The 15,660-nt window shown below is 38.6% G+C and carries 7 protein-coding genes and 1 pseudogene; 2 read left to right on the forward strand and 6 right to left on the reverse strand.

All coding sequences use genetic code 11. The features are described 5' to 3' along the window. Positions 1-8 precede the first annotated feature (8 nt). Positions 9-3,032, reverse strand: a pseudogene (locus D0T87_RS13485) (SusC/RagA family TonB-linked outer membrane protein); the annotation flags it as partial. Positions 3,033-3,299: 267 nt separating this feature from the next. Here D0T87_RS13485 and D0T87_RS13490 point away from each other — a divergent pair. Next, positions 3,300-4,583 carry an ATP-binding protein gene (locus D0T87_RS13490; protein WP_163175662.1) on the forward strand — a complete coding sequence of 428 codons (1,284 nt, stop codon included), beginning with the start codon at positions 3,300-3,302 and terminating at the stop codon, positions 4,581-4,583. A 268-nt stretch (positions 4,584-4,851) separates the two neighbouring features. On the opposite strand, the gene D0T87_RS13495 is transcribed toward D0T87_RS13490, so the two are convergent. The 5 genes from D0T87_RS13495 to D0T87_RS13515 form a co-directional block, all read right to left on the reverse strand. Continuing rightward, positions 4,852-5,448, reverse strand: a complete 597-nt coding sequence (locus D0T87_RS13495; RefSeq protein ID WP_163175663.1) for a hypothetical protein — start codon at positions 5,446-5,448, stop codon at positions 4,852-4,854. 454 nt (positions 5,449-5,902) lie between these two features. Then, a complete protein-coding gene (locus D0T87_RS13500; RefSeq protein ID WP_163175664.1) occupies positions 5,903-7,183 on the reverse strand; it encodes a DUF4302 domain-containing protein in 1,281 nt (426 codons plus the stop codon). 7 nt (positions 7,184-7,190) lie between these two features. After that, positions 7,191-8,087, reverse strand: a complete 897-nt coding sequence (locus D0T87_RS13505) for a putative zinc-binding metallopeptidase (protein ID WP_163175665.1) — start codon at positions 8,085-8,087, stop codon at positions 7,191-7,193. 35 nt (positions 8,088-8,122) lie between these two features. Then, positions 8,123-9,676 (reverse strand): RagB/SusD family nutrient uptake outer membrane protein, encoded by a 1,554-nt coding sequence (locus D0T87_RS13510; protein ID WP_163175666.1) that lies wholly within the window; start codon positions 9,674-9,676, stop codon positions 8,123-8,125. Between the two features lie 21 nt (positions 9,677-9,697). Beyond that, a complete protein-coding gene (locus tag D0T87_RS13515) occupies positions 9,698-13,000 on the reverse strand; it encodes a SusC/RagA family TonB-linked outer membrane protein (RefSeq protein WP_163175667.1) in 3,303 nt (1,100 codons plus the stop codon). 448 nt (positions 13,001-13,448) lie between these two features. Here D0T87_RS13515 and D0T87_RS13520 point away from each other — a divergent pair, with 448 nt between their 5' ends. Further along, complete coding sequence (locus tag D0T87_RS13520; protein WP_163175668.1) at positions 13,449-14,657, forward strand: site-specific integrase; 1,209 nt, start codon at positions 13,449-13,451, stop codon at positions 14,655-14,657. Positions 14,658-15,660: the final 1,003 nt, after the last annotated feature.

Genomic DNA, 15,660 nt, shown 5'->3' on the forward strand with positions numbered 1-15,660 from the left:
TTTTTTAATTAGAATGTTAACTGAATACCACCTGTGATGTTACGTACAGGGGAGTATACGGCAACCTGCGTATTTCCATCGTAAGAATAACGAGGATCTAAACCTTTACGAGCCGACCAGAAGCCCAGGTTTTCACCTGCTGCATATACACGAATTTTGTCAATAGCGAAGTTCCGGAGAATTTTCTTAGGAAGTGTATAACCTACGGTGAACGATTGGAAGTTCAGGTAGTTGGCGCTAGTAAGGAAGCGATCCGAAGCAGCAGCGCTGTATTGGTCACCATATTGCCAACGAGGAACATTACTTGATGTATTCTCGGGAGTCCAAGCCTTTACATAGTCCTTATGGAAAGTGGAACCGGCCTCACCAGCACTTTGTCCGGGCGCCATTAAAGCGCGATAACGGGTGTCATAAACCTTACCACCTATCTGATAATCGAATGTGACTGTTGCATCAAAACCATATGCCATAAATGTACTACTGAAACCGCCAAATAGGTCGGGAAGCGCTGACTTAAGCTTGTACTTCGTAGCTTCGTTGAAGTTGGTTGTTGTATAAGAATATTGCGTACCAGGTTTGCTGGTTGAGCCTTCCAATGTTTCATCGACCCAATAGGTAGCCATACCTTCTTCGTTTACTCCAGCATATTTAGCCATGAATGGAACGTAAAGAGAGCCACCAACTTCGTACCAGTTTTGGAATGTTCTTGCCGAGTTCGATTCAGAGAACCCACCATTGCCGGCAACCTTCGATGCAGGAAGTTTAAGGATTTTTGTTTTATTATGCGAGAAGTTCATAGATACCGTCCAATCAATATCTTTTGTACGAACAATTGCACCGGTCAACATCATTTCTACCCCAGTATTCCGGATATCTCCCATATTACCATAATATCCACGTGAACCGGCTGATTCGGGTATTGACAACCAGAACAGTAGGTCGGTAGTCTTTTTGGTGTAGAAATCTACATTACCAGTCAAACGACCCTTCCAGATGCTGAATTCAACACCGGCGTTAAAGTTTGTAGTTGTTTCCCAAGTTATATCAGGATTACCCATTTGTCTGAACGAAGGTGACATGGCAGTATCGGAAGCCTTTGACAATGTATACGTATCGGTGTATGCGAAACTACCGATATTGTCGTTACCTTGCTGTCCAACAGACAATTTAAGTTTTAGTATGTCAATCCAACTATAATCAGCCATGAATGCTTCTTTATTCATCAGCCACGCACCACCAACAGACCAGAAATTACCCCAACGGTTTTCTTTTGCAAAATATGAAGAGGCATCCCGACGGAAAGATGCAGAAGCATAGTACTTCTCATTGTAATTGTATTGAGCACTGGCAAAATAACCTTCTACGTTGTATATTGTTGTATACGATTTAGAATCAACTTTATTGGCAAATGCATTGATGTCTTTAATATCCGGAGAGAATCCTCCTTGTGCTGTAGCCGACAAAAACTTAACCTCAGACCTGTAGTATTCATGTCCCAGCATAGCGGTAACACTATGAAGGCCGAAATCCTGAGCATAAGTCAATGTTTGAATATGGTTGGTCCTCATAGCCGATGTCGAACTTTTGGTTATTTCACCATTAACACCGGTTTTAGGACCATAATATGGGTTTTGATAATCAGATTTGTTGGTCTGTCCCCAGATAATAGTACTTGTAGCATTGGCTTTTAGGTAACTAGTCAGATTAACATCGGCAGTGAATGTACCGTTCAACTGATTACCCTCAGTGATTACTTCATTGTAGCGGTTTGAACCAAGAGGGTTTCCTGTTTGTAAAAACGCGCGACCTACACCATAATTTGAAGCTGCCACACCATAGTCGTAAGCATCGTTACCATATTGGTCTTTTTTGATAACTACATTTCCCGATCCGTCTACAACACGTACATATACCGGATAAATCGGAGCAATCATAGTGGTGTAATACATCAAGTTGGTTGATCCCAATGAGGTGTCCATATTAGGATTAGATTCACGTTCGGAATTTACATAACTAACATTGGCGCCAATTTTCATCCATTTTTTTATTTGGTGGTCGGCTCTAATTCTTGCACTGATACGCTCATAACCAGAGTATTCAATAATACCATCCTCGTTTAGATAGCCAAAGCTGGCATAAAATGAGGAACGATCTGTGCCACCATTAACACTTACATTATATTCCTGACGTAATGCGCTCTTATAAGCCATATCTGTCCAGTCGTCCGGTTGCATATAGTACTCTGTACCATTATATGTATAACGACGACCTAAAGTAGCACTTGGATTCAGTTTGCCATTTGTGCCAATTAGCATTTGACCCTCGGGAACAGTATAAATATTGTAACCAAGATCCGAGATCATTCTATTGTTGGACCACGAGTTTGCTGTTACAATATCGTTGCCTTGACCGTAGAAAGAATAATTATGCAATTGAGAATAATAAGCTTCATAGTATTGTGCGGGATCTGTAATTACATCATAATCCTGAACCCCACGTTTGTTAACACCCCATTTCATGTCTACGTTAACAACGGCTTTTTGTGTGTTACCTTTTTTAGTTGTAACAATGATAACGCCGGCAGCACCACGGGCACCATAAAGAGCAGCCGAAGCAGCATCCTTCAAGATAGAAACCGATTCAATATCACTTTGTGGAATATTAGATAAACTGGCTGTATAAGGAGCACCGTCAACAATTACCAATGGGTCGGTGTTGGCATACATGGATGCAATACCACGGATATTAATGTTTCCGGCTCCTTCACCGGGCTCTCCTGTACTACCACGTAATTGAAGGCCTGGAACAGAACCGACCAAGGCATCAGTTACATTTGTCGTGATACGTTTGGATAATTCGTCTGCATTAACTACGGCAGCTGAACCAGTGAAAGCGGACTTTTTTGCTGTACCATAAGCAACAACTATAACCTCGTCAATTAGTTGAGAGTCGGGCTTTAAGACGATGCGAATATTAGGTCTGATGGCTACTTCCTGCATCACCATACCAATATACGAAACCTGCAAAGTTTTCGCAGAACTGGTAAGTTTCGTAAGTTGTTAATATATAGCAACTTAACCACTTTTGATAGAACTTAAAATATTTATTATTGAATTTGGAGATTAAAGAAGTAACCACTTGTTCTATTGGTTGTTAAGAAGCCTACATTACTTTACTCAATCAACAACAAACTACTATTTTTCTACTATACTCGCGGATATTCATTGATAAAAGTGTGAATCTCTACATTTTTATCAAGGTAAAAATGTAACTTTATACATAAATAACAATATACAGATATGTTTAGAGAGAAAATTGATGAATTGAAGAGCTGGAAAGAGAATCAGTTTCGTAAGCCTTTGATACTTCGTGGTGCTCGACAGGTAGGTAAAACCTGGCTTTTGAAAGAATTTGGTCACACGTTTTATGCAAAATATATCTACATCAACTTTGAAGAAACACCCGTATTGCAAGGCCTTTTCTCGAATGGTTTTAATATCGAGCGAATATTAACCGTATTGCAAATTCACACTCAAACTACCATAACAGCCGAAAATACACTTATTATTTTCGATGAAATACAAGCTGCTGAACAAGGAATTGCTTCTTTGAAGTATTTCAGTGAGAATGCACCTCAATATCATATTGTGGCAGCCAGTTCTTTATTAGGAATGGGGTTGCACAGCAAGGTCCCATTTCCCATTGGAAAAGTTGATTTTATGGATTTGCGTCCACTTTCATTCCAAGAGTTTTTATTGTCACTAAATGAAGTAGCATTAGCCGATGTTCTAAAGAAAAAAGACTGGGGAGTTATTTCCATCTTTTCTGAAAAGCTGAAGGAATATCTGCGTTATTACTTATATGTGGGTGGAATGCCAGAGGTTGTAGATGCTTTTACGCAAACACGAGACTGGAATTTGGTTCGTCATATTCAGAATAGAATATTACATTCATATGAGGGTGACTTCTCTAAACATGCTCCTGCTGAGATTGTTCCGCGTATAAGAATGGTGTGGCAAAGCATACCTTCACAGTTGGCTAAAGAAAATAAGAAGTTTATTTATGGGGTGATGAAAGAGGGGGCACGTGCCAAGGACTTCGAATTAGCTATTCAATGGCTAGTAGACTGTGGGCTGTTATTGAAGAGTTTTCGAATATCAAAGCCAACTTTGCCGCTTTTAGCCTATCAGGATAACTCGGTCTTTAAACTCTTTCTGCACGATGTCGGTGTATTTGGAGCGATGACTGCTCTTGATGTTAAAACAATCATTGACGGCAATGCTATTTTTACCGAATTCAAAGGAGCATTAGCTGAACAGTATATCATGCAACAGCTCCGCTTGGATAGTGATAGATATATTGGTTACTGGACTAATGAGCGAAGCACTTCCGAAGTGAATTTTGTGATTCAGCAAAATGGAGATATTATCCCTATAGAGGTAAAATCCGAAGAAAATTTGAGAGCAAAAAGTTTCAAGTTATTTTGTAAAAAGTATAAGCCTGATACAGCCATCCGGGCTTCAATAACCGACTATCATAAAGAGGAATGGATGGTGAATGTGCCTTTGTATGCAATAGAGTGAAAGGTCTTATAAAAGCTAACGATCTTATTCATACCCCAGCCAGATTTCTTTTAGTACTTGGCTAGCAAATGGCTAAAGTTTAATGAAATTATCTAAAAAAATAGCCGTCGCTATTTTTTAGACGGCTTTTGGGGGATAAAACGAATTTAGATAAGAAGATTATTTGAATAAATTATTGTTTTGAGAGATTGCGTCAAGGTAGGATCGTAAAACGCGAGGACATAGGAAAGCCCCACCGAAGTGAGGTCAGTAAGCTATAGAGCAAACATCAATTCAAATCTACTAATGATACACATATTTTATAATCCCTCCTATCAAGAACATAGTCTGAGCCATGATGGTATATAGTAGGAATTCTATCCACATAACGAATTTCTAGCAATCTCGGAAGAAGCCCAAGAGAAATGCCTCCTTCAGCATTACCCTCATCCCAATATGAACGATTAATTTCAAATGTAATAATGCCATTATTACAAGAATATTCAAATCCAATCATCCTCATATTAACATATGCCTGGAAATCAATGTCCTTTGAAAAATCGAATATTGAATTGAACGGTACTTCTATGACTAAATTATCATCTAAGTTCGGATATTCCGTTACAAGAGTTCCAATACCAAGATTCTCGTTCCAGAGTAAACCAACCGTACCATTAATTGAAAAATCAAAGTCAACAGGTGGGACTTTTATCGGATTAAAAAAATCATCGCCATTGCCATTCAAAATGCTATCGCCTTTAGTCGGTACACTCCTTGTAATAATAGGAATCGAAGGTAACTCCATATTCTCACAATAATCTTTTTTGTCACACGAGAACAAACTCAATACAAACATAAATGTGACTAATAAATTCACTTTTTTCATTATAACTAAAAATTAATTAATGGTATATTTCTTATCTTAAATACAAAGATACTAAAATGTAATTTGATACCATTCTTTAGCGTGAAAATATATCAACTCACATCTATGTTATAAAACCGGAAAGTCTCGGGTTTGAAGCTGCATTTCTAATCATTGGTTATTTTTTGCAAGACTTGAATAGGATGAGACAGTTTAATTTCAAGGAGTCCAGAATCAAACAAACTGGATACCTCCACCATTTAATAAGGAATGAGGTTGGTCACCGGTGTTGTTTGAGAATTACCAGACTTCCTTCTTTATTTGTGATCTTTGAAAGCAAAAGCTTAATCGGAAAGTTTATTTATCTTTGCCATCCGCTAGTGCAATCTAAAAAAAATGCTATAAAAGTCGCATCTTTTTTTACGCGACCTTTATAGCACTCTATTAATTATTAGTATCTCTAATAAAACATTAGTTAGTTGTTGAATGGGTCAGACACAACTTTAGTCGTAAATCTGATTGTATTAGTCGGATCATCTACATCAACCAACAGTACTTCTTTCGGATTATAATAACTATCCACTTCTGTAATAGTGAACGTCTTTCCATTGAAAGGTCTTGCCAGATAGCTGAAGAAATAAGTTTGCCAATAGGTTATACCTGCATTATTCGCTCTACCTTCTAAAGCAATAGTAACTTTATCCTCATCAACAGTATCCCAAGTAAAGGTAACAAGCCCTGTTTCTCCACCGACATTATAGTAGAATCCAGCAATACCTGGTTCGTATGGACTCAAACATATCCAATTCAAAGGTTTACCAAGTCCAGGCATAATCAATGTTTTAATGAGCAGCCAATTAGACTGTTGGCTGAATCCGCTTAATGCCATATACCATGTTCTTTCAACAAACAATTCGTTAATTGGAGGAGGAGGCATTACTTTTAATATTGCATTGCTTCCACCAGTATCTGTAAAAATGCGATCATCGCCTTGCATTTTAAAATCCATAGAATGAACCTCGGCCCCACCAATTGTTATAGGGGTATAGAAAGAAATTCCTGTAGGTACTACCCTGTAGGGTATTTCTTGAGTGGAAACCTCATCATTCCCACCAGCATAAGTAAATGTAAGAAAACGATATGACTTTTTTACCGTTGCTTCTATTCCGTTTACAGTATAAGCGAAATTAGTAAATTCATCGAATTTATCGGCAGCACTAATATACTCTTCCATCTGGTCTGCCCAGTTCTCCGAAGCGATAGGAGTCATATAGATCTTATTGCGTGTTTTCTTACCTAACAAAGTCACTTTTTCCGGAGTAGCTTCAAGTACCATAAATTCATAATCTCCACCCATACCGCTATCATCGGGACCAATATCATCTTTATTCATTGGTTCTGAGAAGTAATGTATAAAATCATTATAGGTATTGAATGAAAGCGTAGGTCCATTATCAGGCACCAAGTCGTACATACTTTCAATGGTTTGATTTGCACTCCCTTTTTCTGAAGCAACTACAACTTTATTTCCTCCACTAAAGTTCATAAACAGGTTGTATCCTCCATAAATCTGATCTTTATTGGGGTAATATTCTACTAACCAGCCATTCTGTGCGCTTTCCAGTACCTCCTGTATATCAAGAAGCGTTTGGGTCATTCTCTCCGACGCAGATTCGTCGAACTTGTCATCATCATCAAATAGACAAGAACTTAATAATAATGGCAATGCTAAAAGCAATAAATATATTTTCTTCATATCCTCTTTATTGTAAATTTGCAAATTCTAAACTTGGAATCTCAGATTGGCGACGCAAATATACTCTACGAACGTCATCCAAATCAATATCCCAGGTATTTATCATGTAATTATACACAATTTCAAACTTTGCCTCCATGATTGGAGCACCTACCTCACCACCTTGGGCGATGATTGCATTCCACTCTGCTTCAGTATTGATAACATAATAAGCAAGTAGTTCAACGAAGTCTTCATCTACATCCTTAGAAGCATAGGCGGATATAAATCCGGATTTACGAGCAACTACATCGCCAGCGTCCCCCGGTCCCCATGCTACATTCCAATCGTCTGTAACATAGTCACTACCCGAGATTTCATTAAAATCGGTTGAATAAGGTCTCTTCTGATGAAAGATGTGCGCAAATTCGTGAAAAATAGTCTTGAAATAATACTTTTTGAGATGCGCATAGTCATTCAACTCTATATTATTAATGTAATAAAGAGACATTTTCAAACCACCTTCGGCTGTACCCAAAATCATGGTACCAGCATTATTGTAAGCTGCTGAACCGACGATGTGAACTATTTTAGGAAAATGAGAGCGGATAAAATCGGTGCTTCCTGTTACTTCCGTATAGGTCTCAAGACAAAGGTGTTTGAGCAGAACAGCCATTTCTTTTGATTTCTCAACTTTGGCAGGAGATAGGTTGTAGTTTAGGTCAGACTCAATGTCCTCCATGCGATATTTGAAATCAATGTTATACACTTCCGTATATTCTTTGTATATCCATTGCTCGAAACTAGTCATTTCTACCGGCGAATCAACAAATATACTTGTACTATTCAAGTCGTCCGAATTACACGAAACGAAAACAACAGTAGATAGTGCAACTAACAACGTATATAAAATATTCTTCTTCATGTGTTTACTATTTAAATTAGCTTTTTGTTAGATACTTAACGGGGGTTAGGCGTAATTCCGGCGTCTACAACATCGGCTGGTATTTGAATCGCATAACGGTTATCTCTTTTAGTCAGTGTTGAACCCAGTGAGGATACCTCTCCACTAGCAATAACACGGCGAGTGGCTTCCATACCGTAACGTTTCATATCAAACCATCTTAGCCCCATGTGCATCGTTTCATGTCGACGCAGATATAGCAAACATTGCACGTAGTTCTCTTGAGTTTTATCCAACTCAAAATCCGGATCAAGTTTTTTTCTTGGCGTTGGATTCTTTGGTTCATAATATCCATGACGTTCGTTCCAAGCTACAATATCGGCTTCGGTTAATACATATCCGGTTTTAAGCGTATTTGCGACCCAAAGGTTCATATCTTTAAGCGCATTCGTATAGTCTTTCTTCAAGATGTATGCCTCGGCACGATTCAATAGAGTTTCGTCGGCAGTAAGAGCAGCATGTACAGTACGACTATATCCGGTTCCTGCCACGGGGTCTGTATATTCGAACAGATAAGGAAGACGTGGCAATAATGTTTTATCCAGATTTGTGCCCTTATAGACATAAGGTGCAAGATGAAATGTAGCTAAGTAATCGCCCCATGGCCCGTTGCTTTGTATGGTTTCAGTTTCAGAAATCAATGCACCATGGGCATGACGCGAACCTGTATAGTATGGACCAAAAAGAGGGCCTAAAGTAGAGTATCCGGTCATCAGTAAGAAGTTTGCTTTAGCAGACGCGCTGATGTATTGTGTACCCACATTAGTCATATCTCTAGGGTATGTAGCTAATTCTGCATTGTTGCGCAACAAGGAAGCCGGAGCAACCCCCAAGGCACTTGTAGCACTTTTTATCACATTATCCCAATCCTGAGAATACAAATAGAATCTGGAAGCAAAAGCGTTGGCTGCTTTTTTATTGAAATGGTACTTTGGCACCGAATATACCGCATCGTTAATCAATGGAAGCCCTTCTTCGAGGTCTTTCTTAATCAATTCATAGTTTTCGGCCACAGTAGGGCGTTCGTACTTCGGATCCAATTCGGTTTCCGAAGACTCCATGTAAGGTATACCCAGATCTTTATCCGAGTGAAGCGGGCTGTAATGAAGACTAAACACATTAACCAGAACAAAATGCGCGTAAGCCCGACATAATAGGGCTTCACCTCTGGCTGGCTGCAACGACTCAGGATTACCCATTTCGTCAATCGCCGACAGTGCCTGATTGGCCGATGCTATGGCATTATAGCATCCTTCCCATATTCTGGCAGGAGATTCATTATTGGCTTCTGTCACATCAATCCAGTTGAATAGTTGTTCCCAGAACCGACTGGTATAAGGATTTGTTGGACCATAATCATCCAAATTGTCAGAAGATAACTCTGTTACCATAATATAGCTATTCATCGAATATGCCGACACAAGCAATTTCTGCACCTTTTCTTCCGAATCTACTTCGGCACGATTATCTGGCATCACATCTAGAAAGTCATCGCACGAAGAAAGACTGATGGCAGCAAAAAGTATTGATAATATATATATCTTTTTCATATTAGTCTTAATATTATTTAATTATAAACCTAGTCTTAGTGTTAGTGTGAATTGTTTGGGCACCGGAGCAGCTACACCACCTGTGTTGAAGAACTCAGGATCTTGTCCGTTCAATTTCTTGTCGGCATAAATCAAGAACAGATTTGTGGCTTGAAGTTTCAACGAAAGGCTTTCCAGTTTCCAAGGGCTAATGAGAGACTTAGGGAAGTCATATCCTAACGAAATCTCTTTCATGCGTATAAAGTCACCTTTTGCAATACGTGCAGTCGAGTAGTTATAAGCATTGTATGCGTAACTTAAGTTTTTAATATCCTTATTCTGTCTATTGCTCGCTATAACCGGTATATCTGTATGGTTTTCATCTCCTGGAACCACCCAACGGTTTTTAAATTCTTTTGGCATAGACGATAGGTCTGAGTAGGAGTTTTTAAATACGGGATCCAGTCGGATAACGTTTCCAAAAGAGTAGGTTACGAATACGTTCAGCTTGAAGTTTTTGTATTCGAATATATTTCCCAATCCTCCCATATCTGTTGGGTCGGCCGAACCTGAATACTCTAGGAAGTCAACTTTATCCCTTTCCTGGAAATAGATCCCGGTAGAAGTTACTTCGCCATTTTGATCCAAGAATGTAGGTATACCTTCTTCATCGAGTCCCATAAAAGGAATAGAGAAGATGGAGCGTACCGGATAGCCTTCCATAGCAAAACCTGTTCCGCTTACCATATCGATAACGCGTTTTTTGTTTTCCAGCTCAGTTACTTTGTTCTTAACGTGAGAGTAAGTGAAGTCGGTTGTCCACTTGAAGTCTTTTGTTACAATATTCTTTGTAGAAAGCGTAAACTCAACACCATTCGATTTCATGCTGGCCACGTTACCGTATTTCACGATCTGCCCCCCTAAGCCTTGTGTATTAACAGGACCAATCAAGTCGTAGTTGTCACGCTTGTACCAGTCGGCAGCCAGATTTATGCGGTTGTCAAGGAAACCTAGATCAACACCAATATTGAGCTCGTGTTTTTTCTCGTAAGTCAATGCACCGTTTTCAAGGTCATCAATCTGTAATCCCGATTCTGTCACACCACTTGAGGGACGCCAAGGGTTGTAGCTAGCAATTACTACTTGCGAGTTAGTAACCGAAGCCGGACCACGGTCGGCTGTCAAACTGTAAGATGCTTTTAGCGTGAAGTGTGATAGGAATGATGGTAATGTTTTAAAGAATTCTTCTTCATGTGCATTCCATGCTCCTGAAACGTTCCATGTTGGCAACCAACGTGCAGAACGTGTTTTTCCCAATTTATTAGAGCCTTCGTAACGTACTGTTCCGTTGAACGTGTATCTTCCTTTATATGAATAGGTTCCATTTCCAATGAAAGCCACATGGCGCGATTCGGTATTTCCCATAGTGTAATAGTCAGTACCTTCTTCTTTACCTTTTTTGAACACTTCGTAGGCATAGAAAGGTATTTCACCCATGGTGTATTGCATACCCCATCCGCGGAACCATGTTTTGTGTCTTTCCGTTGAGTTTATTTCGGTTGCACCAAATAAGTTCAGGATATGTTTCTCGTCAATTACGGTATTATACGTTAATCCGGCACGGAAGTCATAAGCACGCATACTATAGTCGTTGCGTTGGTAGATACCGCCTTGAGGAAGAACTGTGATAGGTACTGCGTAAGGATTATCAGGATCGGTATACAAGAATGGGTTATTATCTCTAACCACAGTTGTTGGCATTGCTCTATAGGCTTGTGCTTGGTTCGAGAAGTCCGAAATGGTGTGTTCCTGTGCTGTTGATTGGTATTTAATAGCTCCTAAAGCACTTGCTTCCAAACCTTTCAATATTTTCCATTTCAATTCGCCTTGGAATTTGAGGTCAACCACATTCAGTTCCATGAAGTTGTTGTCCAATTCATCAAGGATATTAAAATCGGCATAGTTACGCGTATAAATAACATTTGGGTCAAGAGCACGAGAGGTATTCAACGCATAAGAATATGGGTTGATATCAAAGTCACGCTTTACTTCACCGCTCACAGCATCAACATCCCGGGACAAGGTTCCCGGTGCTTTTTGTTTACGGTAAGATGCGTTTGAGATAACGTTAAGAGATAATTTTTGCGAAATGTTATAAGTCGTATTCAAGTTAGCTGTATAGCGGTTAACCTTACTTTGCAAAGACCATCCCGGATCGATCAACGCACTAAGAGAGGCATAGAACGAAGCTTTATCATTACCAGATGACATACTTACCGAGTGATTCTGTTGGATGTTGTTGGTGAAAAGTTCATCAAACCAATCTGTATTACGGAATTCCGCTTCACGCAAATAAGCATTCTTTCCAGCTTCGGTATTCATCAGTTTGCCTTCATTTATAAGCTGATACATCTTTCCATAAACCCCGCTTTCGCTCGCATTTGCAACACTACTAAGGTTCAACCAACCTTTCTGTTGCATTTCCTGGTAAACACCCATCTGGTCTTGCGAGTTCATGATATTAAAGTTGTCGTAGTTGGGTTTCATACGATAAGTAAATTCACCTGTATAGTTGATACGGCTTACACCCGATTTACCTTTTTTGGTGGTTACAACAATCACACCGGCCATGGCTCTTGCACCATAGATTGATGTTGCAGAACCGTCTTTCAGAATTTGGAAGCTTTCAATGTCATCGGCATTCAAACCTGCGATGGCAGAGCTGATCAGTGTTGTTGCATCTCCGGAAGACAATGCATCGGCATCAATATCGACCATATCTTCCAATATAATGCCATCCACTACCCACAACGGTTTTGAACTACCATATATAGAGGTAGCACCACGTACACGGATTTTAGGTGCTGTACCGAAAGTACCAGATACATTTTGTACTGACACCCCTGCTGCACGTCCTTCTAGAGCACGACTAATATCTGGAAGTCCATCAAGCTTAGCTTTATCTCCGCCTATACTAGTCGTAGCGCCTGTAAACAAACGCTTATCCATACGTTGCATACCTGTAACCACGACTTCCTCAAGCATCTCACTATCCGGCTTAAGGACTATTCTTAGATTTGGCTTTATAGCAACGTCTTGAGTCTGCATACCAATATACGAAACCTGCAAAGTTTTCGCAGAACTTGGTACGTTAGACAAAGTAAAATTACCATCTATGTCAGTAATTGTACCTACTGTAGTACCTTTCACCAACACAGAGGCTCCTACAACTGGTTGCCCATCTTCTTCAGAAATAACAGTCCCTGTTACAGTCTGAGTTTGAGCAGTTGCTAAACCCACACTAATAAAAAGGCAGGTTAAAAACAGCATTAATTTTCTTTTCATAAATTCTCTCTTAAAGTTTAACTTTACATTAATTGTTTTTCTTTACTCTAACAATTTGCAAATATATTAATAAAACTGAAATAGCCAACCTTTTTTTATAAAAAACCTTGCGTAAGTTACTATTTGTTATAAAAGCACTCGGTTTTATGTTGTTCAGCATATGCTTTTGATATAAAAAAACAAAAATAGCATGATATAAGTGACAACTTGATTGATCAAAAAGGTATTTTTTTTGCTATTTTTATTCATTTGAGATGCAAAAGGGAGCATAAAGTCGTCCGTTTTGCTTTTTTCGACAGTTTTCTTCATGGAATTTATAACTTTTTTCTAAATGAGTCTAAAATTAAGTATAATATAAATTCAGTAGGTTTAATAGATATTAGTTTTTTTGTTCCTCATTCTATTCCATATTTGTGTTTGAATCTTAAAATGAACACCTATTTTCAATATGGACAAAATTATCTACAACTTAGTATTTAACAGAAAAGGAACGCTGAATGAGCGTGGAGTGGCATTGATACAAGTAGAGGCATACCTAAACAAAAAGAGAAAATATTTTTCGACAAAAATATATATTTCTCCAAATCAATGGGATGATAGAAAACAGTTGATAAAGAATCACCCTAATGGCGATGCGCTGAATCGTATGCTTTATGAGTATATTGCCACGATTGAGAAGAAAGAGTTGAGTTTATGGCAACAGGGAAGAACTGTGACATTGGAAGCCCTTAAAGAATCTCTTACATCTACCACTGACAATGCATCTTTTCTTGCTTTTCTAAAACGGGAAATAAATAACTCTTCTCTAAAAGATAGTACAAAGAGAAATCACCTTTCTACATATCTGCTACTTAACAAGTTTAAACGTAATATTTCTTTCTCAGATTTAACATTTGAGTTTGTTACATCTTTTGATCAATATCTGCGTATGGAGAGATATCACATTAATACAATAGCAAAACACATGAAGCATATGAAGCGCTATATCAATGTTGCCATCAATAAGGAGTATATGGGGCTTCACCAATATCCATTTCGCAAATATCGAATTAGAACTACAGACAACAAGCACACTCATTTATCGCCGGAGGAACTTGAGCAGCTAGAGAAGCTGGAATTGATTGGTAGGGACGAAAAGTTACGTCTTACTTTAGATGCCTTCTTGTTTTGCTGTTATGCAGGGTTGAGATATTCGGATTTTGTAAATTTAGCTCCGGAAAACATTGCGCAGATTAATAATGAAACTTGGTTGATATATCGCTCTATTAAAACAAAAATAGAAGTTCGCCTTCCGCTTTATCTTCTTTTTGAAGGGAAAGCTTTGAAAGTGCTTAAACAGTATAACAATAGACTAAATTCATTCTTTAGCATCAGAGATAATTCAAATGTAAATAAAGAATTGATACGAATATCGCAATTGGCTGGTATAAATAAACGGATATCATTTCATGTGGCCCGGCATACAAATGCGACATTGCTTATATATAGTGGGGTAAATATTACAACAGTACAAAAGCTGTTAGGACACAAAAGTATTAAAACAACCCAAGTATATACCAATGTTATGGACATAACAATTATACGTGACTTGGAGAATAGCACAAAGGATAAAAGTCGTTCTGCAATGCAATTAAAAAGAAAATCTGTTAAGGTTTGAAAAGATATAAATCTAGCATACCGTTGAATTGATATTCACTTCATATAAAAAAGGAATCACTTGCCGTCAGGCCGGAAGATTGTATGGTCAAAGTGCTCACATCTACCCAAAAAGACTACTCCGAACTATTTCCACACAACTGAAAACGGCAAAAGGCACAGAAAACAATCTCTACAAGAAATAAACTGAATACCTCCCCCTGTCAGGAAGCCCTGTAGGGCAAGGTAAAAAAGGTCTAGGGCATCGTAGTAGGATACCCTAGGCATCACACTGCTATGCCCTAGGCATCCCAACCAAATGAATCAAGTGGAAAAACAAGAACGATACAAGGGAAAAGGAAGGAGGTAAAAAGAAAACAGTAAGGCAGAAGAAATAATCTAAAATAAATCCAGGAGAAGGAAGGGAATTATAGTCCGGACCATTGATATAAATGGCCGGATGATTTATAGTAAATGGTCGGATGATTGACAGTAAATCATCCGACCCTTGATGAGAGGAAAAAGATAAGCAAAAAACAACAGTAACGCGTAACACGACGGATACCTACTAAACTACAGAGTGTCGGTGAATCACATCTGAATTCTGAAAGATAATTCATTACGACCGCCTTCACCCTAAAAGGTCCTATTGAAGGACAAATTATAAGGGTGAAAACATATTATTCATTCTTTCATGAACACCATAAACTTAAAGATGATCAGAATTACAATACCCCGACTTCAAATTGCTTATTGTTTGGGAATCAATATATTTCCCGTACAAAACGTTTCGTTATTCCGACTTTCTTTATCTCCGGCAATATGTAAAGGATAGCAAAGTATTCCTTTTGGGGCCTTAAAAACAAATTATACCCTATTCAAACTTTATTGTACAGGGCTTTTGCGTTTTTATCAGAAAGCACCTTGGTAGAAGGGGGGACAATTCAATTAATTACAATTCATGTTTCGTTAGTTTAAACCTGCATTACATTTCTGATTGTCAACTAAATACACTCTTTCCTAAT

The organism is Bacteroides sp. 51 (genome assembly GCF_010500965.1).
Taxonomy (GTDB): domain Bacteria; phylum Bacteroidota; class Bacteroidia; order Bacteroidales; family Bacteroidaceae; genus Bacteroides.

Coding starts and splice junctions, on each gene's coding strand:
- D0T87_RS13500 (WP_163175664.1), bottom strand. CDS start 7,183: ATGAAGAAAATATATTTATTGCTTTTAGCATTGCCATTATTATTAAGT.
- D0T87_RS13505 (WP_163175665.1), bottom strand. CDS start 8,087: ATGAAGAAGAATATTTTATATACGTTGTTAGTTGCACTATCTACTGTT.
- D0T87_RS13520 (WP_163175668.1), top strand. CDS start 13,449: ATGGACAAAATTATCTACAACTTAGTATTTAACAGAAAAGGAACGCTG.
- D0T87_RS13510 (WP_163175666.1), bottom strand. CDS start 9,676: ATGAAAAAGATATATATATTATCAATACTTTTTGCTGCCATCAGTCTT.
- D0T87_RS13490 (WP_163175662.1), top strand. CDS start 3,300: ATGTTTAGAGAGAAAATTGATGAATTGAAGAGCTGGAAAGAGAATCAG.
- D0T87_RS13495 (WP_163175663.1), bottom strand. CDS start 5,448: ATGAAAAAAGTGAATTTATTAGTCACATTTATGTTTGTATTGAGTTTG.
- D0T87_RS13515 (WP_163175667.1), bottom strand. CDS start 13,000: ATGAAAAGAAAATTAATGCTGTTTTTAACCTGCCTTTTTATTAGTGTG.